Annotated in this window: 26 protein-coding genes; 15 read left to right on the top strand and 11 right to left on the bottom strand. The window is 63.5% G+C overall.

What is annotated here, in order from left to right; genetic code table 11:
* Nucleotides 1-67: 67 nt before the first annotated feature.
* On the bottom strand, nucleotides 68-445 hold the full coding sequence (locus AKL29_RS07135; protein ID WP_028337362.1) for a YkvA family protein: 378 nt from the start codon (nucleotides 443-445) through the stop codon (nucleotides 68-70).
* Between the two features lie 90 nt (nucleotides 446-535).
* Nucleotides 536-841: a 4a-hydroxytetrahydrobiopterin dehydratase gene (locus AKL29_RS07130; RefSeq protein ID WP_016847224.1), complete on the bottom strand. Its 306-nt coding sequence runs from the start codon at nucleotides 839-841 to the stop codon at nucleotides 536-538.
* A gap of 212 nt (nucleotides 842-1,053) precedes the next feature.
* Here AKL29_RS07130 and AKL29_RS07125 point away from each other — a divergent pair, with 212 nt between their 5' ends.
* The 3 genes from AKL29_RS07125 (at nucleotide 1,054) to AKL29_RS07115 (ending at nucleotide 5,371) form a co-directional block, all read left to right on the top strand.
* Complete coding sequence (locus AKL29_RS07125; RefSeq protein ID WP_244481792.1) at nucleotides 1,054-2,457, top strand: TAXI family TRAP transporter solute-binding subunit; 1,404 nt, start codon at nucleotides 1,054-1,056, stop codon at nucleotides 2,455-2,457.
* 204 nt (nucleotides 2,458-2,661) lie between these two features.
* Nucleotides 2,662-4,224 carry an alkaline phosphatase D family protein gene (locus tag AKL29_RS07120; protein ID WP_050383583.1) on the top strand — a complete coding sequence of 521 codons (1,563 nt, stop codon included), beginning with the start codon at nucleotides 2,662-2,664 and terminating at the stop codon, nucleotides 4,222-4,224.
* A 385-nt stretch (nucleotides 4,225-4,609) separates the two neighbouring features.
* Nucleotides 4,610-5,371, top strand: a complete 762-nt coding sequence (locus tag AKL29_RS07115) for an N-acetylmuramoyl-L-alanine amidase family protein (RefSeq protein WP_410712229.1) — start codon at nucleotides 4,610-4,612, stop codon at nucleotides 5,369-5,371.
* 22 nt (nucleotides 5,372-5,393) lie between these two features.
* Here the strand turns inward: AKL29_RS07115 and AKL29_RS07110 are convergent, their stop codons facing one another.
* Together AKL29_RS07110 and AKL29_RS07105 are read right to left on the bottom strand one after the other, a co-directional pair.
* Nucleotides 5,394-6,515 carry a hypothetical protein gene (locus AKL29_RS07110; RefSeq protein WP_050383582.1) on the bottom strand — a complete coding sequence of 374 codons (1,122 nt, stop codon included), beginning with the start codon at nucleotides 6,513-6,515 and terminating at the stop codon, nucleotides 5,394-5,396.
* 88 nt (nucleotides 6,516-6,603) lie between these two features.
* Complete coding sequence (locus AKL29_RS07105) at nucleotides 6,604-6,978, bottom strand: response regulator (RefSeq protein WP_050383581.1); 375 nt, start codon at nucleotides 6,976-6,978, stop codon at nucleotides 6,604-6,606.
* A gap of 266 nt (nucleotides 6,979-7,244) precedes the next feature.
* On the opposite strand from AKL29_RS07105, the gene AKL29_RS07100 reads away from it, so the two are divergent.
* From AKL29_RS07100 to AKL29_RS07095, 3 genes are all read left to right on the top strand, one after another.
* Complete coding sequence (locus AKL29_RS07100) at nucleotides 7,245-8,009, top strand: Crp/Fnr family transcriptional regulator (RefSeq protein WP_028337368.1); 765 nt, start codon at nucleotides 7,245-7,247, stop codon at nucleotides 8,007-8,009.
* A 197-nt stretch (nucleotides 8,010-8,206) separates the two neighbouring features.
* A complete protein-coding gene (locus AKL29_RS44485; RefSeq protein ID WP_244481791.1) occupies nucleotides 8,207-8,791 on the top strand; it encodes a hypothetical protein in 585 nt (194 codons plus the stop codon).
* A gap of 205 nt (nucleotides 8,792-8,996) precedes the next feature.
* Nucleotides 8,997-9,767, top strand: a complete 771-nt coding sequence (locus AKL29_RS07095) for a response regulator transcription factor (protein WP_050383580.1) — start codon at nucleotides 8,997-8,999, stop codon at nucleotides 9,765-9,767.
* A gap of 15 nt (nucleotides 9,768-9,782) precedes the next feature.
* Here AKL29_RS07095 and AKL29_RS07090 read toward each other — a convergent pair whose 3' ends face one another.
* The 4 genes from AKL29_RS07090 to AKL29_RS07075 all read right to left on the bottom strand — a co-directional run bounded on the left by AKL29_RS07090 (nucleotide 9,783) and on the right by AKL29_RS07075 (nucleotide 15,230).
* Entirely contained in the window at nucleotides 9,783-11,237 is a 1,455-nt protein-coding gene (locus AKL29_RS07090; RefSeq protein WP_050383579.1) for an HlyD family type I secretion periplasmic adaptor subunit, read from the bottom strand.
* Nucleotides 11,234-12,970 (bottom strand): type I secretion system permease/ATPase, encoded by a 1,737-nt coding sequence (locus AKL29_RS07085; RefSeq protein ID WP_050383623.1) that lies wholly within the window; start codon nucleotides 12,968-12,970, stop codon nucleotides 11,234-11,236. Before AKL29_RS07085 ends, AKL29_RS07090 begins: the two co-directional genes overlap by 4 nt.
* Nucleotides 12,971-13,116: 146 nt before the next feature.
* Nucleotides 13,117-13,575, bottom strand: a complete 459-nt coding sequence (locus AKL29_RS07080) for a hypothetical protein (protein ID WP_028337372.1) — start codon at nucleotides 13,573-13,575, stop codon at nucleotides 13,117-13,119.
* Nucleotides 13,576-13,841: 266 nt separating this feature from the next.
* Nucleotides 13,842-15,230 carry a hypothetical protein gene (locus tag AKL29_RS07075; RefSeq protein WP_244481789.1) on the bottom strand — a complete coding sequence of 463 codons (1,389 nt, stop codon included), beginning with the start codon at nucleotides 15,228-15,230 and terminating at the stop codon, nucleotides 13,842-13,844.
* 295 nt (nucleotides 15,231-15,525) lie between these two features.
* On the opposite strand from AKL29_RS07075, the gene AKL29_RS07070 reads away from it, so the two are divergent.
* The 7 genes from AKL29_RS07070 (at nucleotide 15,526) to AKL29_RS07040 (ending at nucleotide 22,591) form a co-directional block, all read left to right on the top strand.
* On the top strand, nucleotides 15,526-16,245 hold the full coding sequence (locus AKL29_RS07070) for a prolipoprotein diacylglyceryl transferase (RefSeq protein WP_028337374.1): 720 nt from the start codon (nucleotides 15,526-15,528) through the stop codon (nucleotides 16,243-16,245).
* On the top strand, nucleotides 16,226-17,671 hold the full coding sequence (locus tag AKL29_RS07065; RefSeq protein ID WP_050383577.1) for a radical SAM protein: 1,446 nt from the start codon (nucleotides 16,226-16,228) through the stop codon (nucleotides 17,669-17,671). Before AKL29_RS07070 ends, AKL29_RS07065 begins: the two co-directional genes overlap by 20 nt.
* Nucleotides 17,668-17,949 carry a hypothetical protein gene (locus AKL29_RS07060; protein ID WP_050383576.1) on the top strand — a complete coding sequence of 94 codons (282 nt, stop codon included), beginning with the start codon at nucleotides 17,668-17,670 and terminating at the stop codon, nucleotides 17,947-17,949. Before AKL29_RS07065 ends, AKL29_RS07060 begins: the two co-directional genes overlap by 4 nt.
* Before the next feature lie 18 nt (nucleotides 17,950-17,967).
* Nucleotides 17,968-18,198, top strand: a complete 231-nt coding sequence (locus AKL29_RS07055) for a hypothetical protein (protein ID WP_050383575.1) — start codon at nucleotides 17,968-17,970, stop codon at nucleotides 18,196-18,198.
* A gap of 276 nt (nucleotides 18,199-18,474) precedes the next feature.
* Nucleotides 18,475-20,301, top strand: a complete 1,827-nt coding sequence (gene typA / locus AKL29_RS07050) for a translational GTPase TypA (RefSeq protein WP_016847242.1) — start codon at nucleotides 18,475-18,477, stop codon at nucleotides 20,299-20,301.
* Nucleotides 20,302-20,458: 157 nt separating this feature from the next.
* Nucleotides 20,459-21,709: a flavin monoamine oxidase family protein gene (locus AKL29_RS07045; RefSeq protein WP_050383574.1), complete on the top strand. Its 1,251-nt coding sequence runs from the start codon at nucleotides 20,459-20,461 to the stop codon at nucleotides 21,707-21,709.
* 42 nt (nucleotides 21,710-21,751) lie between these two features.
* Complete coding sequence (locus AKL29_RS07040) at nucleotides 21,752-22,591, top strand: protein NO VEIN domain-containing protein (RefSeq protein ID WP_050383573.1); 840 nt, start codon at nucleotides 21,752-21,754, stop codon at nucleotides 22,589-22,591.
* A 6-nt stretch (nucleotides 22,592-22,597) separates the two neighbouring features.
* Here AKL29_RS07040 and AKL29_RS07035 read toward each other — a convergent pair whose 3' ends face one another.
* The 3 genes from AKL29_RS07035 to AKL29_RS07025 are packed head-to-tail and all read right to left on the bottom strand — an operon-like array spanning nucleotide 22,598 to nucleotide 24,815.
* Nucleotides 22,598-23,005, bottom strand: a complete 408-nt coding sequence (locus AKL29_RS07035; protein WP_050383572.1) for a thiol-disulfide oxidoreductase DCC family protein — start codon at nucleotides 23,003-23,005, stop codon at nucleotides 22,598-22,600.
* Nucleotides 23,002-24,330 carry an SDR family oxidoreductase gene (locus AKL29_RS07030; RefSeq protein ID WP_050383571.1) on the bottom strand — a complete coding sequence of 443 codons (1,329 nt, stop codon included), beginning with the start codon at nucleotides 24,328-24,330 and terminating at the stop codon, nucleotides 23,002-23,004. Before AKL29_RS07030 ends, AKL29_RS07035 begins: the two co-directional genes overlap by 4 nt.
* A gap of 17 nt (nucleotides 24,331-24,347) precedes the next feature.
* Complete coding sequence (locus AKL29_RS07025; protein WP_028337381.1) at nucleotides 24,348-24,815, bottom strand: DUF2269 family protein; 468 nt, start codon at nucleotides 24,813-24,815, stop codon at nucleotides 24,348-24,350.
* A 361-nt stretch (nucleotides 24,816-25,176) separates the two neighbouring features.
* Here AKL29_RS07025 and AKL29_RS07020 point away from each other — a divergent pair, with 361 nt between their 5' ends.
* A complete protein-coding gene (locus AKL29_RS07020) occupies nucleotides 25,177-25,686 on the top strand; it encodes a GNAT family N-acetyltransferase (RefSeq protein ID WP_016847248.1) in 510 nt (169 codons plus the stop codon).
* Between the two features lie 165 nt (nucleotides 25,687-25,851).
* Entirely contained in the window at nucleotides 25,852-26,382 is a 531-nt protein-coding gene (gene ppa, locus AKL29_RS07015) for an inorganic diphosphatase (RefSeq protein WP_050383570.1), read from the top strand.
* Nucleotides 26,383-26,500 lie beyond the last annotated feature (118 nt).

The following is a 26,500-nucleotide window of genomic DNA, read 5'->3' as shown; positions in this document are numbered from 1 at the left end:
CCGCTGACCCCCATCCCGACCTTCCCCCTTTCAGGGGGAAGGGGAAGAGCCTCCATTCACGCCACGCTCATTTCTCTTCCGGCACCCCGCGCTTCAGCGCGGCGCGGGCGGCATCGCGGTGCTCCGGCGTGATGTGGCTCGTCACCATGCGGATAGCGGTTGCGAGCACCGCGGCGTCATCGGTGAAGCCGAGAATCGGCAGCATGTCGGGCACGAAATCGAACGGCAGGATGAAATAGGCGATCGCCCCGAGCAGCGCCGCCTGCACATGGCGGGGCGTCTGCCGGTCAAAGGCGCAGTAATAGGCGGCCAGCAGGTCCTCCGCGAAAGGCAGGCTCGCCACCACCTTCTTGAACTTGATCCAGAAACGGCGGCGCACGCTTTCGGGGTCCTGCGCCAGCCGGTCGGCAGGCCCAAATCCCACGCCGTGTTCGCTCGATGTCATCGCAAGGTTCCTCGACGCCGCGCCAGTTCGGCGGCGGACGAAGCGAATCTGGGGATATCGGCGGACCCGTGCAAGGTTCCACGCGCGGGGTCAACTGACCCCAAGCTGCCTTGCGATCGCGTTCATGGCCTTGGCGAGGTCGATGTCGCGCTTGGTCACCCCGCCGACATCGTGGGTCGACAGCACCACCTCGACCGTCTTGTAGACGTTTTTCCACTCGGGATGATGGTCGCTCTTCTCGGCGACCAGGGCGGCGCGGGCCATGAACCCGAAAGCCTCGTTGAAGTCCTTGAACACGAAAGTCTTGGCGATCGCCTCGCGGCCGGACGTCTCCGACCAGCCGGCCAGTTCCCAAAGGGCGGCCTTCCTCGCCTCCGCTGACAGCCGTTCGACCATGGTAACCCTCCCGTTTAGCGCCGACTTTAGCCTAACAACCGGCCTCCGGGATGGGATCCACGCCCAAATTAAGGCCGAAATCGCGTCCTATCGCCGCTGGTAACCATGACGGAGTTGTAACATCTGTCCATTCAGTAATTTGCTACACATAGAGGATGTATGCGCGTTGGTAGTTTTGCGAGATTGAGCCCCGACGATTGTTTGCGAGATCGATGACAGAAGGCTCCGCCAGCATGTCGCCCAAGCCGCTGCGTTCGGCAAAGCGGCGGCTGATGTTCGTTTTGATCGCGGGCGCGCTGGCCATCATCGGCACGTTGCTGGCCGGCTATTATTTCGCCGTGCGTCCGGTGACGCTGCGGATCGCGGTCGGTCCTGCCAACAGCGATGACCTCAAGGTCGTGCAGGCGCTGGCGCAGGCCTTCAACAACCAGCAGAACACCCAGGTCAAGCTGAGGCCGGTGCAGACCGAGGGCGCTACCGCCAGCGCCCAGACGCTGGCCGACGGCAAGGCCGATCTCGCCATCATCCGCGGCGATCTCGAGGTGCCGAAGAATGCCCAGGCGGTCGCGACCCTGCGCAAGAATGTCGTGGTGATGTGGGTTCCGCCCGCCAAGGGCAAGGTTCGGAAATCCGCGCGGATCACCAAGATCGCACAGCTCGCCGGCCGCAAGATCGGCGTCGTCGGCCGCACCCCGGCCAATGTCAATTTGCTGAAGCTGATCCTGACGCAATACGGCGTCGACCCGATGAAGGTCGAGATCGTTCAATTCCCGGCCAATGAGGCGGCGGAAGCGATCAAGAATCTCAAGGCCGACGCCTATCTCGCCGTCGGCCCGGCCAACAGCAAGATCACGATCGATGCGATCACGGCGTCGGTCCGCGACGGCGGCGAGCCCAGCTTCCTTGCGATCGACGCCTCCGAGGCGATCGCGCAGAACCATCCGGCCTATGAGGCCGCGGAAATCCCCGCGGGCTCGCTCGGCTCCGCCGACCGGCCCGACGACGAGGTGAAGACGATCAGCTTCTCGCACCACATCGTTGCGCGGAAGGGCCTGTCGGACTCGACGGTCGCGGCATTCACGCGGCAATTGTTCGCGATCCGGCAGTCGCTCAAGACCGATTTCCCGCTCGCCGCCAAGATCGAGACGCCGGACACCGACAAGGATGCCACCATTCCGGTGCATCCCGGCGCCGCCGCGTTTGTCGACGGCGAGGAGAAAACCTTCCTCGACCGCTACAGCGACTACATCTGGTGGAGCCTGATGGCGTTCTCGGCGATGGGCTCGGCCGGCGCGTGGTTCGCCGGCTATCTCAAGCAGGACGAACGCAACACCAACACCTCGCAGCGCGAACGCCTGCTGGAGATGCTGAAGACCGCACGGCAAAGCGATTCGATCGAGGAACTCGACCAGATGCAGGCGGAGGCCGACGACATCCTGCGCCACACGCTGGACTGCTTCGAGCACGGCGCCATCGAGGAAGGCACGCTGACCGCGTTCAACATCGCGCTCGAGCAGCTTCATAACGCCGTCGCCGACCGCAAGGCGCTGCTGTTCAGCATGCCGCAGAATTTGCAACGAGCTGCGACGCAGTTCCGGGCGGCGGGCACGGCGTAGACGGCGCCCCCATTCTCTATCCGCAAACTCCCCTTGCCGCTCCCGCTTGCGGGGGAGGGAGCCTGAGAGGCGTGCACACCTTACGATCTGGGCAGTTGCCCAGTCTCCCGCTCCCGCGCTTCCCTGTAATCTCTCCGTCATGGAATTTTTCTAGGTCTTGGCGCGCCTGCGGCGCATTGTCGCTGTGACCTGAGGAGGCTCCCCATGACGATCCGGTTCTCGCGAAATCTCACCCGCCGACGCTTTCTCTCCACGGCGGCTGCGGCCGGCGCTGGCGTGATCGCGATGCCCTATCTGTCGCGCGCCGCCGACCGCCCCGTGATCACCCATGGCGTGCAGTCCGGCGATGTCGGCGTCGACGGCGGCGTGGTGTGGGCGCGTGCGGACCGGCCGTCGCAGATGATGGTCGAGGTCGCGACCACCGAGTCCTTCAAAGACGCCCATACGCTGCCGCCGGTCACGGCGCTGCCCGAGAGCGACTTCACCGCCAAGATGCTGCTGGAGAACCTGCCCTCCGGCCAGGACATCTTCTATCGCGTCCGCTTCCGCGACCTCGCCCATATCGACATCGTCGGCGAGCCGGTGGTCGGACGCTTCCGCACCGCGCCGAGCGATCGCCGCGACGTCTCCTTCGTGTGGGGCGGCGATGTCGCCGGCCAGGGCTGGGGCATCAATCCCGACGACGGTGGCATGATCACCTTCGCCGCGATGAAGAAGCACGCTCCGGATTTCCTTCTGCACTCCGGCGACACGATCTACGCCGACGGCGTGATCCCCTCCGAGGTGAAGCTTCCCGACGGCAAGATCTGGAAGAACGTTACGATACCCGAGAAGGCCAAGGTCGCCGAGACGCTCGACGAATACCGGGCCGCCCACAAGTATAACTTCCTCGACAACAACGTCCGCGCCTTCAATGCCGAGGTGCCGATCTTCGTGCAGTGGGACGATCACGAGGTGACCAACAACTGGTCGCTGTCGAAGCAGCTGCCAGCGGCCTACAAGGAGCGCGACATCACCGTGCTCGCGGCGCGCGCGGCAAAGGCCTTCCACGAGATGTATCCGATGCGCGAGAGCATCGTCGAGCCGGGCCGCGTCTATCGCACGCTGAGCTACGGTCCGCATCTCGACGTCTTCATGCTCGACGAGCGCAGCTATCGCGGCTCCAACGGCCCGAACCTGCAGGAGCAATACGGCCCCGACGCCTATTTCATCGGCCCGGACCAGATGGCCTGGCTCAAGCGCGCGCTGCTCAACTCGCGCGCCACCTGGAAGGTGATCGCCTCCGACATGCCGCTCTCGCTGATCGTCTATGACGATGCGGCCAACAAGAAGGGCTCGGAAGCCTTTGCGCAGGGCGATGGCCCGGCGCGCGGCCGCGAGCTCGAGATCGCCGATATCCTGCGCTTCATCAAGACCGCGGGAATCGTCAACACGGTGTGGCTGACCGCCGACGTGCATTACGCCGCCGCGCACTACTACAACCCGAACAAGGCCCAGTTCCAGGAGTTCGATCCGTTCTGGGAATTCGTCTCCGGCCCGCTGCATGCCGGCACGTTCGGTCCGAACGAGCTCGACAACACCTTCGGCCCCGAGGTGAAGTTCATCAAGGCGCCGGGCGAAGGCAACCAGAACCTGCCGCCGTCGGCGGGCATGCAGTTCTTCGGCCACGTCAGGATCGACGGCAAGAGCGGGCAGATGATGGTGAGCCTACGCGACCGCGTCGACGTCGAGCTGTGGGCGATCACGCTCGACCCGAAGCCGGTCTAGTTCGGTCACAGCCACGGCGGAACCGGTCTCTTTGTCTTGACGGCCTTGCCTCCAAGGCGAGGCAACGCGATTGCCGGGGATGGACCTTCCCGGCCTCTTCCGGTACCGATGTCAGAGCCGTTATGCTGGGGGCCCGGAGGGGCGGAGCATGAGGCGCTGCGAATTCTTTCGCGTGCTCGGTGGTATCGTCGCGAGGTTTCGGCCTCGCCGCTTTTTGGTCGTCGCGATCGCAGTGTTCGCGCTGCTGCCGATCGAAGCCAGCGATGCCGGCTGGCTGCCCGATCTCTTCAGGAGCTCACCCAAGCATGCCAAGTCGCCGAAGCGCGCGAAGGCGACAAGGGCTGGCAAATTGGCAAGGCACCGCGCTCCGCCCAGGCACCGCGCCATGCGGCTGGCCGCCCTTGGGCCAGTCACCCTGCCGCTTTCAGCTCTCAAGCCGGCCGCTGCCAAATGCGATCCCGCGACGTTCCGGATCGTGCTGGATGTCGGACATACCGCGCAATCGGAAGGCGCGATCAGTGCGCGGAATGTTGCCGAGTTCACCTTCAACCTGCGCCTTGCGAAGCTGATCGAGGAGAGGTTGAAAGCCGAAGGCTTCGCCGAAACCAGGCTGCTGCTGACCGAAGGCAAAGCGAGACCGAGCCTCTTCAAGCGGGTCGCCGCCGCCAACAATCTGCACGCGGATCTGCTGATGTCGATCCACCATGACTCCGTGCCCAACAAGATGCTCGAGGACTGGGAGTTCGAGGGCAAGAAAAGCCACTTCAGCGACCGCTTCAGCGGCTACTCCGTGTTCGTCTCCCGGGACAATCCGGACTTCAAGACCAGCCTCCGGTTCGCCGAACTGGTCGCCGGCGAAATGAAGGCCCAGGGCCTGCATTATGCCGAGCAATACAGCCAGGCTATCATGGGTCGTTACCAGCACCCGTTGCTGAACAAGGATACCGGCGTCTACAGCAATGATGAACTCATCGTGCTGAGAAAGACCGCGATGCCCGCGATCCTGCTGGAGGCGGGCTCGATCATCAACCGGGACGAGGAACGCGAGATGAACTCGCCCGAGCGCCAAAACCTCATCAGCAGCAGCGTCGCTTCCGCCGTGAAGGAATTCTGCGAGCCGCGATGGGCGCTGCTCGGTCCACCCTGACGGCCGAGCGATCAACTCCTCCTCAGCCCGGCTTGCCCGACTTGATCTGCTTGAACTTGGCAAGCGCCTGCTCGAACTTGGCGTTGAACAGCCACATCGCATCGAGGATCTCGCGGAAGGTCGCGGATGTTCTTGCCCGGTCGGCCCGACCGAACGCGAAGACGCTGTTGTTGCGCAGATATCGCATGATCCTGGGATCGGAAATTCTGTAGCCGACGAGGTTGCCCGATTTGAGCGCTGCCCTGGTCGGCGTGGGAATGATCTGGATCAGCTCAAAGACCTTCATCTGATCGATCGGGTCCGGCAGGGCTTTCTGGATCGCCGCGACCTGCGGGAAAAGTTCGGCGTGCGCGTTCATGAGGCCGTCCCGCACGGCGGTCCAGTGATTGAACCTGTGGTCGAGGTTGCCGACCCGTGCCTCTTCCCGGTCGTCGCGACGGCTCAGCGCAGGATCGAGCGTCGCGATCGACCCCTTGATGGCGGCCCACTTCCTTCGGCCGTCGCGATCCTCGGACGGGCCGGTCTGCAGGCTTCCTTTATAGGTGTTCGATCGTGCATTGCCCGCATTCTGCTTGCCGTTCGTTTCGGCAAAGAAGAGGCCGAGGCTGATACGGCCCGCGACCGCGGCGTCGGCGGCGTCAAGACCCTTGGCCCGCGCGATCACCGTCGCCAGATCGACCACGTCCTTGAATGGCGTATCGGATGTTTGCGCACCGGCGGGCGGCGCCTCCATGACGTCGAAGAGCTTCCTGTAGTCATCGAGCAGCGGCTCATTGTCGGCGTTGAAGTAGGCCGGGGGGATTCCGAATCTGTTGGGTCTTCCAATCCTGGACGGAAGCGCATCGGTGAGGTCCTTGTAGGCGCTCATCATCTCGACACGGGCCAGATAGATCGCCTGGCCCGGCAAGTCGGGCAGCGGCTGCTTCGAATCGATCTGCGCGCGGCGCTGGCGCAGGATGGCCTCGAAATTCCGCAGGGCATTGTCGTAGGTTTCGCGGGCAGCCGACTGCGCGCTCGTCAGCGCGGCCGGCTCGGCGATCGCCGGCGACACGAAACCGGCGATCGGATGCATTGCACCCGGCGCGAGGAACAGCCCAAGAGAGAGCACTGCTGCGGGCACAGCAGCAGATGTCCTGTTCGCCATGACGGCTTCCCGATTCGTCACCGAATCCGACGCACCGGATCGTAGACGACGAACGCGGCGGCGGCGAGGGCCGAAGCCCCGCAATCCGTCACTGTCGCCTTCGCAGCGCCGCCTCCAGCGCCTCGCTCGAGCACGGCTTGGTCAGCCGCGGCTTGTCGGCGAGCGATGCCGGCAGCCGGATGTCCGCACCATAACCCGTGACGAACGCGAACGGCACCTTGAGCGCATCCAGCCGCTCGGCGATCGCGAAGGTCTTCTCGCCCCTGACGAGGCCGACGTCGAGCAGCGCGAAATCCGGCGCGCGTTCGGCGATCAGCTCGAGCGCGCGGGCGACGTTCGCAGCGGTGCGCACCGTGCGGGCGCCGAAGCCGAGGATGGTGTCCTCGAAATAGAGCGAGATGATCGGATCGTCCTCGACCACGAGGACATCGCCGGGCATGCCGGCATTGGGGGCGAAGTCCATGGGCGTGCCAGTTTCCGTTTGCTAGAGCTTCTTGTCTTGACGCGTTTTCTTCACGCGAACCGATGTCCACTTCGCTCGAAAACGCTCCAAGGCATGGATGAGAGACCGGATCGCTCCGGCCGAATGGCCCGCGACCGGCGCCTGAGAGCACGCCGGCTGTTCCCGAGGTGAAACCATCACATCGCGGGCCGCGCCGTCTGTTCACTAGTGAACATAAATCCGGGAACCTTTCGATTATTGTCGGGTTGGGTTTTCAGGAATTTCCCATGATCGCGAAACGGACCGAGTTGGCCGGGACGAGTGACCGGCCGTTCAACAATCTTTTGCGCCGGCTGAACGACGCCGATTACCAGTTGATCGCACCGCATCTGGGGCTGATCGACACGCAGGCCAATGACCTGCTCTACAGCCCCGGCGATGATGTTCAGACCGTGCATTTCCCGTGTGGGCCGAGCCTCGTCTCGTACATGGTGCCCAATGAGGACGGCCGCGATGTCGAGACCATCCTGGTCGGTCGCGAGGGCGCGGTCGGCGGCATCGTCAGCCAGGGCTTCCTGCCGGCCTATACCCGCATCACCGTCAAGTTCGGCGGCCCGTTCGCGCGGCTGCCGATCAGCAAGCTCGACGCCGCCAAGCTGAAGTCGATCTCCGTGCGCAACATCTTCGCGCGCTATGCCGATTGCATGCTGGCGCAGATTTTCCAGTCGACCGCCTGCAACGCGATCCATTCGATCGAGCAGCGCGCGGCGAAATGGATCATCTCGGCGATGGAGCGCACCAATGGCAACGGCATGGTGCCGCTTACCCATGAACAGCTCTCGACTTTGCTCGGCGTCGGCCGCAGCTACACCAGCCGCGTGATCCAGAACTTCAAGGCGGAAGGCGTGCTGGAAACGCGCCGCGGCGCGATCGTGATCCGCGACGCGGACAAGCTGCGGCAGCGCTCCTGCCTGTGCAACGACGCCGTCAAGGATCATTTCGAGGAAGTGCTGCGCGGCGTGTATCCAAGCGAGGACAACCCGGCGAACTAGGGTGTGTACTTATAATTCATCGCATCCGCCATGCTTCCGGAAGCCCGCTAAACCCGACATCGCCGTAGGGGTCGTCCTATCGCCCCAAGCCCGCGCGCTTAATGAGCGCTTAACGCTTTTGCGCAACAGATAGGATCACCAGCGCGGAATTAGTCCTAGTTATGAGTGCGAGCCGAGCTCCCGAGGAGGGGAATCGGATGGGACTGCTTTTTGTCGGAGCGCTGGCAGGAATCCTGGTCGGCTTTGGCTGGTTCGCGCCTTCCCGAGGGTATTTCCTTGGGTGTGGGTCAAGACCCTGTTTGGACAAGGTTGCAGTCGCCCGACCCACAGAGCCAATGCCGGCGGCGTTAGCGCCAGCGCCTGCGATCGTGAAATCGAATTCTGCAACCCTGGCAAAATCCGGCAGGAGACCATCATCGAAGAAACACGGACCGCCCGACCTCGCCAAGGCGGCGTCCCCGCGGACGAGGATCAACGTCCCGACACCCGAACACGCCGCGGACGCAGCAGATCCTGTCCTCACCAAAGCGAAGGTCACGATTGCAGCGCAGATAGAGGATCCGGGATCGGCCGAATTCAGCGACATGAAGCGCGCCATGCGAAAGAACACGTTCGGACGCGCCGTGGATACGATTTGCGGGCGCGTGAAAGGAAGAAGTGCGTCGGGCGGAGAGACTGGAGGGAGGCCGTTTCTGTATCTTGTGAAGGAGGATGAAGCGTATGTCGTCGACGGCAAGTCGGGGTCGGCGGCGTCAACGGCGTATCGAAATATCTGCAAATAGGGGATGCGTCGACCGCGCCACGGCGCGCGTTCAAATGATTTGATCGGAAAGAATTTCCACCGAGGCGCCAGGCTATCCCGCAATGGATGCGATCCTGATGTCGGGGCTGCGCGTGATGATGCATTCAGGATGAATGCCGCAACGGTAAATGCGCAATACGGATCGATGGAACTGTCGCAGAAATTCTTTTCATTCCGAGGAAATCATGGACGACATAACGGACTCCTCAAAACGGCTCAATGGAGCGCTTCACGTACCGGTTCTGGTGATCATCGAGCCGCACCTGTTGCCGCGCACATGTATTCTCAACGTCCTCAGACGGGAATTGGCCGACTTCGAGATCCTCGACATGGCAACGGTCCGAGGCCTGGACTGCATGTCAGCCCGCGACATTCGTCTGGTGCTGCTGAGTATCGCGGACAAGCCCATCGGCGATCCCTCGGTCGAGGACGATCTCGCCTTCGTGGCCGAGTACTGTCCCAATGCTGCCGTCGCAATCCTGTCAAACCATGACGACGAGCCGACCGCACAAGCCGCGATGCAGCGGGGTGTTCGCGGCTTTCTTCCCACCTCGCTACCAATCGAGGTCGTCATAGCCGGCCTGCGCCTTGTTCTTGTCGGCGGCGTCTACAGGCCGTTGCCGGTCGCCGAAATGAACAGGATGCCGGGTTTCGATCCGCCGGACGCGCGCGGGCTTGCGTCCGCATATCTGATGAACGAGGCAGCCAGGGCGGTCATCGACAGGAGCGATCTCACCCCTCGAGAGCAGCACGTTCTGGCGGAATTGGAGCTCGGCCTGCCCAACAAGCTGATCGCAGCCAAATTGAAGCTCTCGGAAAGCACCGTCAAAATGCACATTCAGCATATCATGAGGAAATGTGCCGCTCACAATCGCACGGAAGCGGTCCTCCGCTGGCGCGGCCGGTCGCTCGCGCAGAATCGCGATCACGACCCGGGTACAATGCCGGAGACCTAGTCACCGTGAGCGGGATCAATCCTCTCTGAATGCACCGCGGAAGCTGTCGAGCAGGGGCCTGAGCGCGTAAAGTGCGACGGTACCGCGCCCCGTGGTGATGAACACTTGAACCGGCATACCGGGGACGATCTGGAAGTCGTTTGCGGCGATCTGCGCGTCGTCGATCCGGATCTTGGTCGCGTAGTATGGCTGGTCGGTACGCTTGTCGAGTAGCCGGTCTGCCGATACGTGCACAACGATGCCCTTCAGGCGCGGTACGCGACGCTGATTGTACGGCACGAGATGCACCTCGGCATTCAGGCCGGGATGAACCACATCAATGTCCTCCGGCCTCAGGCGGGCGGTCACGATGAGGCGGTCTTGCCGGGGCACCAGCTCCATGAGCGGAGCACCCGCCCCGATGACGCCGCCCGCTGTATGAATCCGCAAGTCGGTTATCACGCCGTCCTCGGGCGCCTTCACCTCCGTTCGCGATAGCTGGTCCCTGGCCGCAAGCAACCGCTCGCGGAGCTGGAATATCTGGTTCTGTGCTTCACGAAGCGACTGTGCGATCTCGTTCTGCCTATCGCTCTCGAGCTTGAACAATGTGGCCTGCTGCTCGCTGATGACCTGCCCGGCGCGCGAAATCTGCGCGGTGATCTCGCCGCGGCGACCCTCAACGTCGGCCAGTTCACGTTGCAGGTTCAGAAGCCGCGGCCGCCGTTCGAGTCCCTTGTTCACGAGCGTCGTGACCATATCCAGTTCCTCCCGGACGATGTCGACCCGCTGCCCGGTGGCGCTCTGCTGAGCCTTGAGACCTTCGATCTCCCTCTCGACTTGAAGCCTCCGTTCGCGAATGACCGCAAGCTGCGACTCATGCACCTGCCGGCGCGCCTGAAAAATGAACTGCTGCGCCGATACCGCGGCGGCGGCCACACCATTTCGCTTGCTGTCCTGTTCCAGCGCGCTCGGGATTGCGATGCTCCCAAAGTTCTGCTGCTCGGCCTGAAGCCGTGCGGCACGAGCAATTGCATCCCACAACTGGCCTTGAAGGCTTTGCACCTCCGAACCGGGCCGGGTGTCGTCCAGCGCGATCAGCGTCTGTCCGCTTCGCACGATGTCGCCGTCCGAAACCAGGATCTTCCTGACGATCCCGCCTTCCAGGTGCTGAATCGTCTTGCGGCTCGATTCTGATTCCACGACGCCGGAAGCGATCGCTGCGCTCTCGAGAGGCGCGAGGCACGCCCATGTGCCGAGCCCCAGCATGAAGCAGAGCACCAGCAGGTTGCCCGCCAGGGTGATACCGCGAAGCCGTCTACGCGGAGAGATGGGTGTCGGGGTCGCACACCATGGATATTCGAGGGGCTCGAAATCGTCGATCGCGGTAACCACGACTCCGAGCCGTCCGGCGAGCGGGGGGCTTGCCGGCGTTCGCACGAGCTGGTCCCAGATCGTGGGAAGCTTCCAGATGGTGAGAGGATTCCGGATCATGGCGCAATCCGCGATGTAACCTGGGGTCGGTTCAGGTGCCGCTCAAAGATTTCCTCGCTGTCGCCGAAAGCGACGACCGCCCCCTCTTCCATAATGGCAATCTTGTCTGTGGCTGCGAGGAGACCCATACGATGAGTGACGACGACCAGGATGACACCGGCGAGCTTCATGCGCTCGATGGCGTCCAGCAGCATTCGCTCGCCGCCGTAATCGAGACTGGCATTCGGTTCGTCGAGAACGATCAGGCGTGGACCGCCGAAAAAGGCCCGGGCAAGACCGAGGCGCTGCCGATATCCGCGCGAGAAGGATTTTTCACGGTGAATCACCGTGTCGTACCCGTTCGGCAGGCGCATGATCGCCTCATGAATTCCGACCAGCTTGGCCGCTTCCACGACCTTCCGCCGATCGGCATCATCAAGCCGTGCGATGATATCGCTTATCGTATCGCCGAGCAGGTCGATGTCCTGGGGGAGATAACCGAGACGGTGACCGTTTAGGCCCTCGCGAAGCAGCGAGACGTCGGTATTGTCGAGCAGGACACAGCCATGAGTTGGCGTCGACAGCCCGGCAATCACCCGGCCAAGCAGGGACTTGCCTGACCCGGACGCACCGATAATGCCAAGGCATTCTCCGCTCGCGAGCGTGAGCGAGACACCGTTCAGCAAAAGGTGGTTGGTCCCCGATAGCCTCACGCTGACGTTGTCGACAATGAGGCCGCTCGACGCTTGCCGCTGCGAAACCTCCGGATCCTGCTGTCCGGCGGCCGGGGACGCGGCGAGAACCGCGCCGAGCCGCTGACAGGCACTCACGGCCGTCCTGAGTGACTTCCAGCCTGCGATCGCACTTTCGACCGGCGCGAGCGCGCGGCTGAACATCAGTGTCGAAGCAAAAATGATCGCCGGACTCTTTCCGTGATCGAGGACAAGCCACGCGGCAGCCCCCATTATCAACACCTGCGACAGAGCGCGGACCGGCTTGGTGACCAGCATCACGATCTCGCTTCGCCGGACTGCCACATCGTGCTCTCTGCGTGCCTCCTGCGCGTCATGGTAGATCGTGCGCGCAGCGCTATCGAGCATTCCCATGGCGCGGATCATGTGGATGTTGCCTGCGGCGGCCTGGAGGCGACCGTAGCTTCTGGACAGCGCGGCGCCGGATCTGAGCAGAACGTCCTCGGTAACCAGATCTCCGGCAACCGTGAGAGCGAAGAGGAAAGCCACACAGCAGGCGCCCACCACGCCAAGCAGGGGATGGATGAGAAAGAGGACCAGGAGGAACAGGGGCGCCCAGAGTGCGTCGAACAGCATCGGACATGCGCCGGAATCGATGAACTGGCGCAGCACGGTGAGATCCCGATATGCGTCCGACGCCCGCGTCCAATCGCTGCGAAGCGCGGATTCGAGGCTGGCCGAAAGCACGCAAGGACGGAGCCGATCGTCGAGCCAGGCGCCAAGGCGACCCAAGACAGCGCGCCGCAAGGCATCGAACACGCCGCCGACCACGACCGTGATCGCGACAATGAGCGTGAGCAGGAGCAGCGTGTCGCCGCTCCGGCTCGACAACACCCTGTCGTAGATCTGAAGAAGGTAGATGGAGGGCGCAAACAAAAGCAGGTTGTAGCTGCAGCTATACGCGAATACGAGACCAAGCGGTCCCGCACAGGACCAAAGGGCCGCGTGCAGTGGCGTCGAGATCTGCGGCAGGACAGGCAACCGAATGGGCGGCATCAGCATGATCGTCACCGCCTGAAATCGAAGTCCGGCGCACTTGCCCGACGGCCAACGCGATCTGCCAAGAAAGGCATCGGCGGGGCATCGGCTTGAACTGCGGGACCGGCAGCAATGGCCGCCGGTCCCGCCACGGTCGGACGAGCCGATGGTCAGAATGTATCGAGGTGGAAGCTCACTTCTCCACCCAGCGCGGCGTTGCCGTCTCCGCCATTGCCGCCGATGCCAGCCAGGACATCCTGGTGCTGGTCCACCGCGAGCTTGTTGATCTGAGTGGCATCCGTATGGGCATATACCTTGGAGGTATCGTGGCCGCTGTAGGATTTCTGGCTTCCGTTCGACTCGGCGCTTCCGCCGTGGGCCTTCGCAAACACCGAGGCCGTCGCGTTTGCGCCGCCGGCGTCCCAATCTGCCGTCTGAGTGACGTGGTCGCCGGTGTTCACATGCACATCGGCGCCTTCTGCCTTGTTGGTTGGATCGAAGTTGAGGGTCGGCTTGCTGATGATAGCTCCCTTGAAGGTACCGTCGCCGCCATTTCCGACACTTTGACCACCGGTGTTGATCGATTTGAATTCGATCGAATCCGAGATGCTGATCGCCTTGGGCAACATTTGAGCCTCCGTCCTTGTGTTGGCTGTCGTGCGTCATCCATCCCGATCAGGCGGACGCACACGGGCGAGTCTGATCCGGCGATGCGCGCTGCCGATAGATGTCAAATCGGACACCATCCGGGTTGGTCGACCTACGTACGAAAGTATGACATTCGTCGCGCAACATCGGAGCTCGAAACATCGGGGAGGACGACTCTGCGCGAGATTTGCATGCGCAGGGAGTCCGCTACCTTGCGACCGGCCTGCGCGAGCGGTGCGATGTTCCGCTATGCCAACAGGTGAAGATCCGACAGAAGATGGGCGGAAAGATCGCCACCCAGCGCGAGATTGCCGTAGCCGCCGTCCCCACCAAGTCCGGCAATCTGGACCGCACTCTGGTCGATGTGCACGTTGTTGACCTGATCGGCCACGGCCGTCGAATGGGGCCCCGCGATTGCGATATTGATGGGTGCATAGATCGCGACGCTGACATCGATCAGGCTGCCGGCAAAATAGCCGTTGCCGCCGTTGCCTGCGCCGTTCGAGCCGGTCGCAATCGCGTCGGAGCCGCCCCACAAGCCGTGGGAAGGAAGGCTTGCATGGCCGCCCGTCGCGGCGTTGCCATTGCCGCCGTGCCCGCCCATGCCGGCGATCTGAATTACGGATTGATCCACGTCGGCGTCATTCGTCTGGACTGAATGAACGTTGGAGCCATAGCCCGCGACTGCGATGTTGATCGGGTCGTAAACTAAGATCGAGGAATGCACGAGACTCCCGTAGAACGCGCCGTCGCCGCCATTGCCGGCCTGACTCCCGCCCGTTTGAACGTCCCAGACGCTTCCTCCGTTGCTTGATCCCCAACTGGGGTCGAGCGTGATGATACTGCCGCCGAAGGCCACATTGCCATTTCCGCCACTTCCGCCGACGCCCGCGATCTGCGTAGCCGATTGATCGATGTCGACTGTGTTCGATTGACTTGCATAGGCCGTGCCGCCTGAACTCGCCACCGCAATATTGATCGGATGATAGATCACCACGGGAGCGTCCACCAACGCACCCGAGAAATAGCCGCTGCCGCCGTTTCCGGCGCCGTTGTCGCCGCTCCCGATCACGCCGGAGCCCAGGGAAGCACTGATGCTGCCTCCCGATGCAAGGTTGTCATTCCCACCATGTCCGCCGACGCCGGCCATCTGAAAGGCGGATTGATCGACACTCAAATCGTTGGACTGGTTGGCCACGGCGACCGAGCCGTATCCCAAATTCACCGAAATGTTGATCGGTTCATAGATCAACAGGGATGCGTGAATGATACCTCCGTAAAAGTAACCGTCTCCGCCGTTCCCGGCGGTGTTCGCCCCGCTCTCGATCGAAGCGATGCCTGTCGCGGAATGGGATGCGCCGGCAGCAGGCTTCGTTGCCGAAGCATCCAGGCTCGCCGCAGTGTGGTTGCCGACGTGGCCGCCGGTGCCGTCCCCCGACGCGGTGGGATGGTCGGATTGGCCTGGGCCAGAGTCATGAGGCGGGGAATTCGGGGTCGCGGGATGCGCATCGAGCCCTGCAAACGGGCTGCTCGGTGCCGGACCCGGCTCGTCGTCACCATCGTGCCCATCGTGCCCATCGTGGCGATGAGAGGCGTGATGCAGCCGGATCCCATCCGACATCCGCGAAAAATCCATCGTAGCCTTCCTCATCGCAATCGCTCCGCGCAATCGGGACGGGTTCTGCACTGCGGACAGAATGTCATCCTGGGAAGGTCGAAAGCCCAGCCGTCAGTTCGGATATAGCGCTTCGGATGGACGCCGTAACATCGGCTATATCCGTTCTGGCGCGGTTACAGCCTTGGTAGCTTTGCGCGGGCCGGCGTGGTCCATCAGCTCGCCGCTCCCAGGCGGACGGGTTGATAACCTCGCTCCGCCATTGCAATCGGGAAGTCGCTATCACGGACCGCGAAAATCACGCTACACTCGCCTCATGAGTGGGGCTGAACTTCACGCCGTCTTCGACGTTGCAGCATGGGGTGCGGCCGCGCTCGCCATGTGGTGGCTGTCGCACCGGCGCGGGCTGCAATTCCCCCGGCAATCCTTCGAGCTGTCCTACATCGCCGCGCTGGTGTTCGGCGCCGGGATCGGCGCCTACATCTTCGGCACGCTGAACCTGTGGTTCTCGGGCATGGCGGGCGTCGCCCGCTCGGTCGAGGGCGCGCTGGCCGGCGGCATCGTCGCGATCGAGCTCTACAAATGGCGACACGGGATTTCGCTGCGCACCGGCGCGCGGTTCGCGCTGCCGCTTGCGATCGGCGTCGCGGCCGGCCGTCTCGGCTGCTATTTCGCGGGACTCGAGGATTTCACCTATGGCACGCCGACCACGCTGCCTTGGGGCCATGATTTCGGCGACGGCGTGCTGCGCCACCCGGTGCAGCTCTACGAGAGCCTGGCGATGGCGGGGTTCGCGGCATTCTATGTCTGGGCCGTATTGAACCGAAATGCCGCCGTCATCACCAACGGATTCTACCTCGTGCTGTTCTACTACGGGCTGCAGCGCTTCCTGTGGGAGTTCATCAAGCCCTATGGCGCGCTGATCGGACCATTCTCGCTGTTTCACCTGCTGTCGCTGTTTGTCATGATTTACGCCGCCGTCATGCTGGCGACGGCGCCGAATGTGAGCTTGAAGCATGAACGCGCCGCTGCGTAAGGCACGCCCTTACATCTTCTGGGGCCAGACCCAGTCGCTTTGCGAAACTTGCCTCACCCTGGTGCCGACCAAGATCCAGATATCAGGCAACGAGGTCTGGTACGAGAAGCGCTGCAAGCAGCATGGCGTGCAGTCGACGCTGGTCTCGACGGATGCGGCCTATTGGCGGCTGTGCAAGGATTTCATCAAGCCCGGCGACCGGCCGCTCGCGTTCCAGCGCCACACCGAATTCGGCTGCCCCTATGATTGCGGGCTGTGCCCCGACCACGAGCAGCACTCCTGCCTGGCGCTGATCGAGATTACCGAGCATTGCAATTTGACTTGCCCGGTGTGCTTTGCGGATTCCTCGCCGGCGCGCACCGGCTTCACGCCGCTGGCGAAGATCGAGAAGATGCTGGACGCGCTGGTCGCGAGCGAGGGCGAGCCCGACCTGGTGCAGATCTCCGGCGGCGAGCCGACGCTGCATCCGGATTTCTTCGCCATTCTGGATGCGGTGCGCGCCCGCCCGATCCGCCATGTCATGATCAATACCAACGGCCTCAGAATCGCGCGCGAGCCCGACTTCGTGGCGAAGCTCGCCGAGAACAAGCGCGGGCTTGAGGTCTATCTGCAGTTCGATTCGCTGCAGCGCGAGGCGCTGGTCAATCTGCGCGGCGCGGATTTGCGAAAAATCCGCCAACAGGCACTGGAGAATCTCGAGCGCGAGGGCGTCTCGACCACGCTGGTCGCGACCATCAAGCGCGGCGTCAACGACGGCGAGATCGGCGACATCGTCCGTCACGCACTGACCTGGAAATGCGTCCGCGGCGTCACGCTGCAGCCGGTGCAGGATGCCGGCCGTAACGAGCATTTCAACAAGGATACCGACCGCATCATGCTGTCGGAGATCCGCCGGCGCGTGATCGAGACCGGGGTGTTCGGCGCTGACGACATGATCCCGTTGCCCTGCAATCCCGAGAGCATCTCGATCGGTTACGGCCTGCGCAACGGCGACAAGGTGCTGCCGCTGACCTCGCTGATCCCGCAGGAGCAGCTCATCGCCGTGATGCCCAACACCATCAGCCCGGAGAAATATCCGGTGTTGCGGGAGAAGTTTGTCGACCTGTTCTCGCTGTCGTCGGGGCCGCTGAACACCTCGGAGCGGGTCTGCGAATTGCTGTGCTGCCTGCCGAGCTTCGAGGTGCCCGAGGGGCTGACCTACGAGAACGTGTTCCGCGTCACCATCGTGCAGTTTCTCGACCGCTTCAATTTCTGTGTCGGCAACGTCAAGCGAAGCTGCATCCACTTCGTCACCGAGAGCGGCGCGATCATCCCGTTCGACACCTACAATCTGTTCTACCGTGACGGAAAGATCGACGGCATCCGCGCCGCGCTGGCGGGCCAGACCTACCGTGAAGCCCGGCAAAGCGAGGAGGTGCCGCGATGAGCGAGACCAATCCACCGCCCATCCCGCCTGCACCACCGGAGCCACCCTCCCAATACGTCCCGCCGCCACCGTCGCCACGCAGCGGCTGCGCGACGGCGTTCATGGTGCTGTTCGGGCTGGTCCTGCTGCTGCCCGGGCTCTGCGCCCTCCTGTTCGGGTTCGGCGTCCTGAGCGAGTCGAAAACCGATCCCTCCATTCTCTTCCTGATCCTGCTCGGGCTCGCGGTCTGCTTTGCCGGCGTGATGCTGATCCGCGCCGCGATCACGGGAAGGCGCTGACGGACCATTCGACGACGCATGTCCGACACACCACCGCCATACAGGCCTCCGGAACCCGGGCAGCGCAACGGCTGCCTGACCGCGCTCATGCTGGTGGTGGGGGTGATCCTGCTGATCCCGGGGGTCCTGTGCGCTATTCTCAACGCCAAGATGGGTGCCGGGGCCGGCGGCGACCCCATCACCATGTTCGTGATGTTGGTGGCGCTGGGCGGGCTTGGCCTGATCGTGTTCGCGATTACCCGGAAGTAAGACCTGAAAGCCCCTCAAAACCCGCCTTTGGAGCGAAAATCAGCCCTCCAAACAGCCAATAAATCATTGTTTTTTGGCGTTTTCTGACTATATTGCGCCGCAACGCGCAAGGTGCCCGGTCCTCTGACCGGGCTTCCTTTTTGGGGTGATGCGTCCCCGTCAAATTTCTTGGGTATGAGCGTGATCCGGGCCCGAATGGGCCACGCGAGCGAGCGGCCGGCCAAACTGGTCCGGCGAGATCGCGCATCTGACCATTGCACGACCAGAAGAAGAGCCATGAACCTTCGCAACGTCGCCATCATCGCCCACGTCGACCACGGCAAGACCACCCTCGTCGACCGCCTGCTGCAGCAATCCGGCACCTTCCGCGAGAACCAGAAGGTCACCGAGCGCGCCATGGACTCCAACGACCTGGAGCGCGAGCGCGGCATCACCATCCTGGCGAAGGCCGCCTCGGTGCAGTGGAAGGACATCCGCGTCAACATCGTCGACACGCCCGGCCACGCCGACTTCGGCGGCGAGGTCGAGCGTATCCTCAACATGGTGGATGGCGCGCTGGTGCTGGTCGACGCCGCCGAGGGCCCGCTGCCGCAGACCAAGTTCGTGGTGTCGAAGGCGCTCAAGATCGGGCTGAAGCCGATCGTCGTGATCAACAAGGTCGACCGTCCCGACGCACGCCCGACCGAAGTCATCAACGAGGTGTTCGACCTGTTCGCGGCGCTCGACGCCAGCGAGGAGCAGCTCGACTTCCCGATTTTATACGGGTCGGCCAAGCAGGGCTGGATGGCGGAGAGCCCGGAGGGTCCGAAGGATCTCGGCATGCAGCCGCTGTTCGACCTGATCGTGCGCCATGTCGAGCCGCCGAAGGTCGAGGAAGGTCCGTTCCGCATGATCGGCACCATCCTCGAGGCCAACCCCTATCTCGGGCGCATCATCACCGGCCGCATCTCCTCGGGCTCGATCAAGCCGAACCAGCAGGTCAAGGTGCTGTCCGCCGACGGCAAGCTGATCGAGAGCGGCCGCCTGACCAAGATCCTCGCCTTCCGCGGCCTTGAGCGCACCCCGCTCGAGGAGGCCGAGGCCGGCGACATCGTCGCGATCGCGGGCCTCACCAAGGGCACCGTTGCCGACACCTTCTGCGATCCGACCGTCGAGACGCCGCTGCCGGCGCAGCCGATCGATCCGCCGACGGTCTCGATGTCGTTCATCGTCAACAACTCGCCGCTCGCCGGCACCGAAGGCGACAAGGTGACCTCGCGCATGATCCGCGACCGCCTGATGCGCGAGGCCGAGGGCAATGTCGCGCTGCGCGTCGTCGAGGCCGCCGACAAGGACTCCATGGAAGTCTCCGGCCGCGGCGAATTGCAGCTCGCGATCCTGATCGAGACCATGCGCCGCGAGGGCTTTGAGCTCTCGGTGTCGCGCCCGCGCGTCGTGCTGCAGAAGGACGAGGCGACCGGCGCCTGGCAGGAGCCGATCGAGGAAGTCGTGATCGACGTCGACGAAGAGCATTCCGGCGTCGTCGTGCAGAAGATGAGCGAGCGCAAGGCCGAGATGATCGAGATGCGCCCCTCCGGCGGCAACCGCCTGCGGCTGGTGTTCTACGCGCCGACCCGCGGCCTGATCGGCTACCAGGGCGAACTGCTCACCGACACCCGCGGCACCGCGATCATGAACCGCATCTTCCACGGCTATGCCGCCTACAAGGGCGAGATCCAGGGCCGCCGCAACGGCGTCTTGATCTCCAACGACCAGGGCGAAGCGGTGGCCTATGCGATGTTCAAGCTGGAAGACCGCGGCCCGATGATGATCGAGCCGGGCTGGAAGGTCTACAAGGGCATGATCGTCGGCGAGCACACCCGCGACAACGACCTCGAGATCAACGTGCTGAAGGGCAAGCAGCTCACCAACATCCGCACCACCTCGAAGGACGAGGCGGTGCGCCTGACGCCGCCGATCCGGATGACGCTGGAAAAGGCGCTCGCCTATATCGAGGACGACGAGCTCGTCGAGGTGACGCCGAAGTCGATCCGGCTGCGCAAGAAGCACCTCGACCCGAACGACCGCAAGCGCGCCGAAAAGGCCAAGGAAGCGGTAGCTTAAGCCCGTCTGTCATGCCCCGGCACCGGGTCGGCGCAAAGCGCCGCCCGATCACTAACACCTCCGGGGCATACAGCACGCCGCGGCCCGCCTTCGCCGGCGATGACAGTCATGCATGTGGCGGCTTCAGGCCCGGCGGCGAACGTGCTAGAGCCGGGCTATGAGTTCCCTTCCCTCCACGATCGATGTTGCCATCATCGGCGCCGGCGCCGCGGGCCTTGGTGCCGCGAATGCGCTGAAGGACTCCGGCCTCTCCACCATCGTGCTGGAGGCCCGCGACCGCCTCGGCGGCCGCGCGCATACGATCCAGGCCGCGCCTGACGTGGTGTTCGACGTCGGCTGCGGCTGGCTGCACTCGGCCGACCAGAACAGCTTTGTCGGCATCGCCCGGCAACTCAACTTCGAGCTCAACAAGGACCTGCCGCCGTGGCGCGAGCGCGCCTACGGCGAGGCGTTCCCGCTGGCCGCTCGCGACGACTTCACGCACGCGCTCGACCAATTCTACGACCGCATCGAGCAGGCGGCGCAGCACGGCAAGGACAGCCCGGCCAGCCTGTACCTCGAGCCCGGCAACCGCTGGAACCCGATGATCGATGCGATCTCGACCTATGTGAACGGCAGCGAGCTCGACCAGGTTTCGATCCTCGATGTCGACGCCTATGAAGACACCGACATCAATTGGCGGGTTCGGCGCGGCTATGGCACGCTGGTCGCGGCCTATGGCGCGCAGGTGCCGGTCGCGCTGAACTGCGAGGTCAGGCTGATCGATCATTCCGGCAAGCGCATCCGCATCGAGACCTCGCGCGGCGTGCTTGAGGCGGACAAGGTGATCGTCACCGTGCCGACCAACCTGATCGCCGATCAGGCGATCCGCTTTTCGCCTGCGCTGCCCGACAAGCTCGACGCCGCGCGCGGCCTGCCGCTCGGCCTCGCCGACAAGGTGACGCTGGCGCTCGCCGAGCCCGAAGCGCTGCCGAAGGAAGGCAATCTGCGCGGCGCCACCATGCGCACCGAGATGGGCACTTATCACATCCGCCCGTTCGGCCAGCCCTGCATCGAAGGCTTCTTCGGCGGCCGTTTTGCGCGACAGCTTGAAGATGCCGGCGACGGCGCCATCGCCGCGCACAGCATCGACGAGATCGTCTCCTTCCTCGGCAATGATTTCCGCCGCAAGCTGAAGCCGCTCAGCGAATCCCGCTGGGCCCACGACCCGTTCGCGCGCGGCTCCTACTCGCACGCACTGCCCGGCCACGCGGACAAGCGCGCCGTGCTGGCCGCGCCGGTCGACGGCCGGCTGTTCTTCGCCGGCGAAGCGACTTCGCCGGAGTTTTTCTCGACCGCGCACGGCGCGCGGGACTCGGGAGAGCGGGCGGCGAGGGAAATGGTGGGTGCGGCTGGCTCGAAGACCTGACGAAGACTGGACGCAGATAGAGGATTAGTCCATTTTTCGCGCATGGCAGCAGGGGAGCGAAAAGATTGGACAGACGACGAGCTCGACCTCATCGTCGCCGACTACTTCTCGATGCTGAACGACGAAATGCGTCGTGCACCTTACGACAAGACCCAGCACCGACGGGTGTTGGTGGGTCAGATCGGCCGAAGCAACAGCTCCATCGAATTCAAACACCATAACATTTCGGCAGTCCTTCAGCTGCTCGAAATCCCTTGGATTAACGGATACAAGCCCAGGGCTCATTTTCAGAAATCAATTGTGGGCGCAGTCGAACGATACATTACCAATCATCCCGCCGCCCTTCATCCAGAGCTGCTGCTGTCGAACGAGATCGGCGAGCGACCACAGCTCTTCCTGGAGCCGCCGCCTGACCTCGCGAAAAAGGCGCCCCGTCCTAACGCGGCTCAACGCCTTATCCGAAAGTTCAATCCCGCCGAACGTGATTTTTTGAATCGCAAGTTAGGGCATGACGGCGAGCAAATTGTCTTTCATTTTGAACGACAGCGGCTCCGGGCGCTCGACCGAGCTGACCTTGCTAAAAAGGTGAGGTGGGTTTCGATGGAGGATGGCGATGGTGCCGGCTACGATGTCTTGTCGTTCGATGCTCAAGGCAAGGAGAGATTTCTGGAGGTAAAGACTACTGTCGGTTCGCAGACCGCGCCTTTCTATATGACCCGCAACGAGCTTTCGTTCTCAAGGGAACGACCGAAAGAGTTTCGGATTTGCCGCTTGTATGACTTCTTGAAGGCCCCAAGAATGTTCGAGTTGGTGCCTCCGCTGGAGAAACTAGTTTCGCTCGAACCTCTGTCGTATGAGGCTTCGTTCAATAGCTGCGATTGAACGCATTTACTCCAGCACCCGCGCCCGCATATCCGCGTCGGGCACAAAACACGTCTCGTATTTCCCGAAGGTCTTGTACCGGTTGCGGGCGATGAGGCTGTAGACGGCGTCGCGCAGCGGCTTGGGGACCGCGAACAGTGTGCGGGTCCAGCGCCAGCCGGGCAGATGGCTCAGCACCGTCAGCGCCGCATCGGATTTCATGTAGGCGATGCCGCCATGGACGACGGCGTTGGTGTCGGGGTCGTCAGGGTCGATGCCGAAGGTCTTCGCCAGCCGCGTGCCGTAGCCGGACTGGATCGGCGTGAAGCGAAAGCGGCGTGCCGTGTCGCGGGCGATGACGAAGCGGACCCAGCGCGAGCAGAAGATGCAGACGCCGTCATAGAGGATCACGTCGTCGTCGGGCCAAGTGCTCATCGGTTATCCAAGGTCAACAGCGCGACCAGCATCAGCACGATCGCAGGTCCCGTTTTCACCAGCGCGCCGAGCGGCTCGATCCAGAGATCCGGCGCCAGGATCGCCGATCCCACCATGTAGCCGAGCGAGGCGATGATGCCTGCGATCAGGCCGAACGCCGCGGTGCGGCGGATCGCGATCAGCACCCCGATGCCCATGTCCATCAGGCTGGTCAGCACTGTCACCGGCCCGACCAAAGCGGGCGGGAAATGGTGCGCGCTCAGGATGCCGGCGGCGGCGTCATAGGAGATCACCAGCGCGATGAAGCCGGATGCGACCCAGAACAGCACGAGGCTTACGAAGATCAGCGCTTTGATCAGGAACAGCCGCGCGAACCATTTGTCCTGAATGGTCGCGGGGCGCCCGCCAATCGCTTGAATAATCGTCTTCGGCACGATGCCGGTCGCCTGCATCCAGCCTGCGGGATCGCCGGTGACGCCGCGGCGCAGCTCGGCGATCGCGGTGGAGCGCAGCGGCGGCAGCCAGCCGAGCCGGCTCGCGAGATCGCCGAGGCGAGCGCCGAGATCGATCAAGAACGGCGGCGTCGCGATCCGGACATGCTTTGCCGTGCCGAACGACCGGCGGAACTGGGCGATGACGCCGCCGAGCGAAATCGGCTGCTCCTGCATCAGGTCCCATGTCACCGATCGCACCGCTTCATCGGCGACATCGCGCGCCGCAAGCCAGGCGATGGTGGCGGCGATATCCTCGACTGCGACCGGCTGGAACGGCGTCGCCGCCTCGTCGGCCGGCAGGTCGACCGGCAGCGCCGCCAGCGCGCGCAGCATGGCGCTGCCGCCATAGGCCGACGGCGCGATGACGAAGCCCGGACGCAGGATCGCATGGGGAATCCCGGACGCTGCGATCAGCCGCTCGGCCTCGCGTTTGGTGGCGCTGAAGGCGGTGCGGTCCGCATCGGCCGTACCGGGAATCGAGATGTGGACGAGACGGATGGCGCGGTGGCTGTCAGCGATCGCCTGCAACAGCCGCGCGACGAGGTCGCGATGCACCGCGCTTGTGTCGCTGCCCGGACCATCCTGCAGCACGCCGAGGCAGTTCACGACGACGTCGACCTCATGCGTGCGAAGCAGCTGCGTCAGCGCCGCGGCATCCATCGACATGATGGGCAGCTCAAGATCGGCCGCGCTCATTTTCCGCGCCGGCGTGAAGTGCCGCGCGACCCCGATCACGTGAAAGCCGCGCGCCCTCAGATCGTCGGTGATGGCGCGCCCGATCAGGCCTGACGCGCCGAACACGAGGATGTTGTGTGATGCGTCGTCACTCATGGAAGTCGGATCATGCGCTAAAATGGTTTCGCGATCATCAGCCAGAGGATGATCATCACGGAACCGAAACCGGGAATACCGAACAGGAACCAGCGGCGAAACAGCGCAAAATAACGCGGCGGCAGCGGAAGACCTTTTTCGACGGCCGCCTGCGCGAGGTCGCGCATCTCCATCTGCATGAAGACGACGGGAACCCAGAACAGGCCGGCCAGCGCGTAGAGCGCGAGCGAAACCACCAGCCAGCGCTCGGTGATGCTCGTTGCCGACACGAGCATCAGCAGTCCGCCGCTCACCGGCTGCAGCAGCACGGCGCTCAACGTGAAGATCATGTCCGCGATCACCACGGTCGCCGCCGTGCGCGCGATGAACGCCGCATCCTGCGTGCGATGCGCCATCAGCATGAAGAAGGCGATGCCGGTCCCGGTGCCGAGGATCACGATGGCGCCGAGCACGTGCAGATATTTGATCAGAAAGTAGAGCGTCATCGCAGTCCGCTCATGATCAGGCCAACGTCGGCGCGCACAGATGCCGCCGCTGCCATAGGCCGGTCGGGCGCGAAAATCCACCGCGGCGAGGGATCAACGCACCCGCGCTGCGGCCGGATTCGCTCGTAAAATTCCGGCCGCGAATCAGCTGCGGCCAGCCTTTTTCTGAACTGCGGCATTGTCATCCGGCGCCCGCGATCCGGGCTTTGCACAGCGACCGATCGCGGATCGGGCGCTCGAGCCCGGCGAGTGTCCTCTTTCGGTACAAGTTTTCATCACACTGATGCAAAAAATCCACAGGTTAACCGATAATTAACGATGGACCTTGAAGGCGGCCCGCCGACTTGCTTTGATTACAGGCATGAGCACAACGCTAATCGAGGTCCGGCCGGCCAAAGCTGCAGACGCAGCGGCGGTGGCGTCTACCCATGACGAAGCCTGGCGCTCGGCGTATCAGGGAATCATCCCCGGCGCCGAACTCGAAAAGCTGATCAATCGCCGCGGCCCGCAGTGGTGGGACAGCGCCATCCGCAAGGGCAGCCGCGTCAGCGTGCTGGTGTTCGGCGACCGGATCGCAGGCTACGCCAATTACGGTCGCAACCGCGCCCGCAGCCTGCATTTCGAAGGCGAGATCTACGAGCTCTATCTGCGGCCGGAATTCCAGGGGCTTGGCTTCGGCCGGCGCCTGTTCGCCTCCGCGCGCCGCGACCTGATGCAGAGCGGCCTCAAGAGCATGGTGATCTGGGCACTCTCCGACAACGAGCCGGCGACCGAGTTTTACCGTGCGCTGGGCGGCCGGATGGTGGCGCGTTCCTCGGAGCGGTTTGGCCCCAAGTCGCTCGACAAGGTCGCTTTCGCCTGGGCCAACTGAAAATCCTGCTTCTCTCGCAGCTGCAGCAAGGCTAAACCAGCCTCCAGCGCTGCACGCGTCGGCCAGCCCGGCCTCAAGGCCGGGCCGGGAGCCGTTTCGCGGCCCGGCGGCGCCAACCAAAAAATCACATCGTTCTCAACTTCCAGAGGCCACGCGGAGCAATCCATGCGTATCGACGCCATATCGATCGGAAAAAATCCGCCCCACGACGTCAACGTCATCATCGAGGTTGCCGTCGGCGGCGAGCCAATCAAGTACGAAATGGACAAGGAAGCCGGCACGCTCGTCGTGGACCGCTTCCTCTACACGCCGATGCGCTATCCCGGCAATTACGGCTTCATCCCGCACACGCTGTCCGGCGACGGCGATCCGTGCGACGTGCTGATCGTCAACACCCGCGCGATCGTGCCGGGCGCGGTGATGAGCGTCCGCGTGGTCGGCGTGCTCTTGATGGAAGACGAGGCCGGCGGCGACGAGAAGATCATCGCGGTGCCGTCATCGAAGCTGACCCAGCGCTACGACAAGGTGCAGAACTACAACGACCTGCCCGACATCACGCTGCAGCAGATCCAGCACTTCTTCGAGCACTACAAGGACCTCGAGAAGGGCAAGTGGGTGAAGGTGCTGCGCTGGGGCGACGCCGACGAAGCCCGCAGGCTGATCCTCGAAGGCATCGAGCGCGCGAAGAAGAAATAGGCACGCTGCCTGGGCTCCCTCACCCCGCTCTTGCACGGAGAGGGTTGGGGTGAGGGGTTTCCCTCCACGAGTTGCGAACGTCGAGAGACTTGTACCCCCTCACCCGGATTGCATCTAA

It is taken from the genome of Bradyrhizobium pachyrhizi (assembly GCF_001189245.1).
Lineage (GTDB): Bacteria > Pseudomonadota > Alphaproteobacteria > Rhizobiales > Xanthobacteraceae > Bradyrhizobium > Bradyrhizobium pachyrhizi.
The sequence above is the reverse complement of the archived record's forward strand: the minus strand, read 5'-3'. Positions and strand labels throughout refer to the sequence as shown.

What these genes read in the sequence shown, in the direction of transcription:
- ppa (WP_050383570.1), top strand. Translation starts at nt 25,852, where the DNA reads ATGCGTATCGACGCCATATCGATCGGAAAAAATCCGCCCCACGACGTC.
- AKL29_RS07025 (WP_028337381.1), bottom strand. Translation starts at nt 24,815, where the DNA reads ATGACGCTCTACTTTCTGATCAAATATCTGCACGTGCTCGGCGCCATC.
- AKL29_RS07105 (WP_050383581.1), bottom strand. Translation starts at nt 6,978, where the DNA reads ATGGACTTCGCCCCCAATGCCGGCATGCCCGGCGATGTCCTCGTGGTC.
- AKL29_RS07030 (WP_050383571.1), bottom strand. Translation starts at nt 24,330, where the DNA reads ATGAGTGACGACGCATCACACAACATCCTCGTGTTCGGCGCGTCAGGC.
- AKL29_RS07035 (WP_050383572.1), bottom strand. Translation starts at nt 23,005, where the DNA reads ATGAGCACTTGGCCCGACGACGACGTGATCCTCTATGACGGCGTCTGC.
- AKL29_RS07110 (WP_050383582.1), bottom strand. Translation starts at nt 6,515, where the DNA reads ATGGCGAACAGGACATCTGCTGCTGTGCCCGCAGCAGTGCTCTCTCTT.
- typA (WP_016847242.1), top strand. Translation starts at nt 18,475, where the DNA reads ATGAACCTTCGCAACGTCGCCATCATCGCCCACGTCGACCACGGCAAG.
- AKL29_RS07045 (WP_050383574.1), top strand. Translation starts at nt 20,459, where the DNA reads ATGAGTTCCCTTCCCTCCACGATCGATGTTGCCATCATCGGCGCCGGC.
- AKL29_RS07070 (WP_028337374.1), top strand. Translation starts at nt 15,526, where the DNA reads ATGAGTGGGGCTGAACTTCACGCCGTCTTCGACGTTGCAGCATGGGGT.
- AKL29_RS07075 (WP_244481789.1), bottom strand. Translation starts at nt 15,230, where the DNA reads ATGGATTTTTCGCGGATGTCGGATGGGATCCGGCTGCATCACGCCTCT.
- AKL29_RS07080 (WP_028337372.1), bottom strand. Translation starts at nt 13,575, where the DNA reads ATGTTGCCCAAGGCGATCAGCATCTCGGATTCGATCGAATTCAAATCG.
- AKL29_RS07130 (WP_016847224.1), bottom strand. Translation starts at nt 841, where the DNA reads ATGGTCGAACGGCTGTCAGCGGAGGCGAGGAAGGCCGCCCTTTGGGAA.
- AKL29_RS07100 (WP_028337368.1), top strand. Translation starts at nt 7,245, where the DNA reads ATGATCGCGAAACGGACCGAGTTGGCCGGGACGAGTGACCGGCCGTTC.
- AKL29_RS07055 (WP_050383575.1), top strand. Translation starts at nt 17,968, where the DNA reads ATGTCCGACACACCACCGCCATACAGGCCTCCGGAACCCGGGCAGCGC.
- AKL29_RS07060 (WP_050383576.1), top strand. Translation starts at nt 17,668, where the DNA reads ATGAGCGAGACCAATCCACCGCCCATCCCGCCTGCACCACCGGAGCCA.
- AKL29_RS44485 (WP_244481791.1), top strand. Translation starts at nt 8,207, where the DNA reads ATGGGACTGCTTTTTGTCGGAGCGCTGGCAGGAATCCTGGTCGGCTTT.
- AKL29_RS07020 (WP_016847248.1), top strand. Translation starts at nt 25,177, where the DNA reads ATGAGCACAACGCTAATCGAGGTCCGGCCGGCCAAAGCTGCAGACGCA.
- AKL29_RS07135 (WP_028337362.1), bottom strand. Translation starts at nt 445, where the DNA reads ATGACATCGAGCGAACACGGCGTGGGATTTGGGCCTGCCGACCGGCTG.
- AKL29_RS07085 (WP_050383623.1), bottom strand. Translation starts at nt 12,970, where the DNA reads ATGCTGATGCCGCCCATTCGGTTGCCTGTCCTGCCGCAGATCTCGACG.
- AKL29_RS07115 (WP_410712229.1), top strand. Translation starts at nt 4,610, where the DNA reads ATGCGGCTGGCCGCCCTTGGGCCAGTCACCCTGCCGCTTTCAGCTCTC.
- AKL29_RS07095 (WP_050383580.1), top strand. Translation starts at nt 8,997, where the DNA reads ATGGACGACATAACGGACTCCTCAAAACGGCTCAATGGAGCGCTTCAC.
- AKL29_RS07120 (WP_050383583.1), top strand. Translation starts at nt 2,662, where the DNA reads ATGACGATCCGGTTCTCGCGAAATCTCACCCGCCGACGCTTTCTCTCC.
- AKL29_RS07125 (WP_244481792.1), top strand. Translation starts at nt 1,054, where the DNA reads ATGACAGAAGGCTCCGCCAGCATGTCGCCCAAGCCGCTGCGTTCGGCA.
- AKL29_RS07040 (WP_050383573.1), top strand. Translation starts at nt 21,752, where the DNA reads ATGGCAGCAGGGGAGCGAAAAGATTGGACAGACGACGAGCTCGACCTC.
- AKL29_RS07090 (WP_050383579.1), bottom strand. Translation starts at nt 11,237, where the DNA reads ATGATCCGGAATCCTCTCACCATCTGGAAGCTTCCCACGATCTGGGAC.
- AKL29_RS07065 (WP_050383577.1), top strand. Translation starts at nt 16,226, where the DNA reads ATGAACGCGCCGCTGCGTAAGGCACGCCCTTACATCTTCTGGGGCCAG.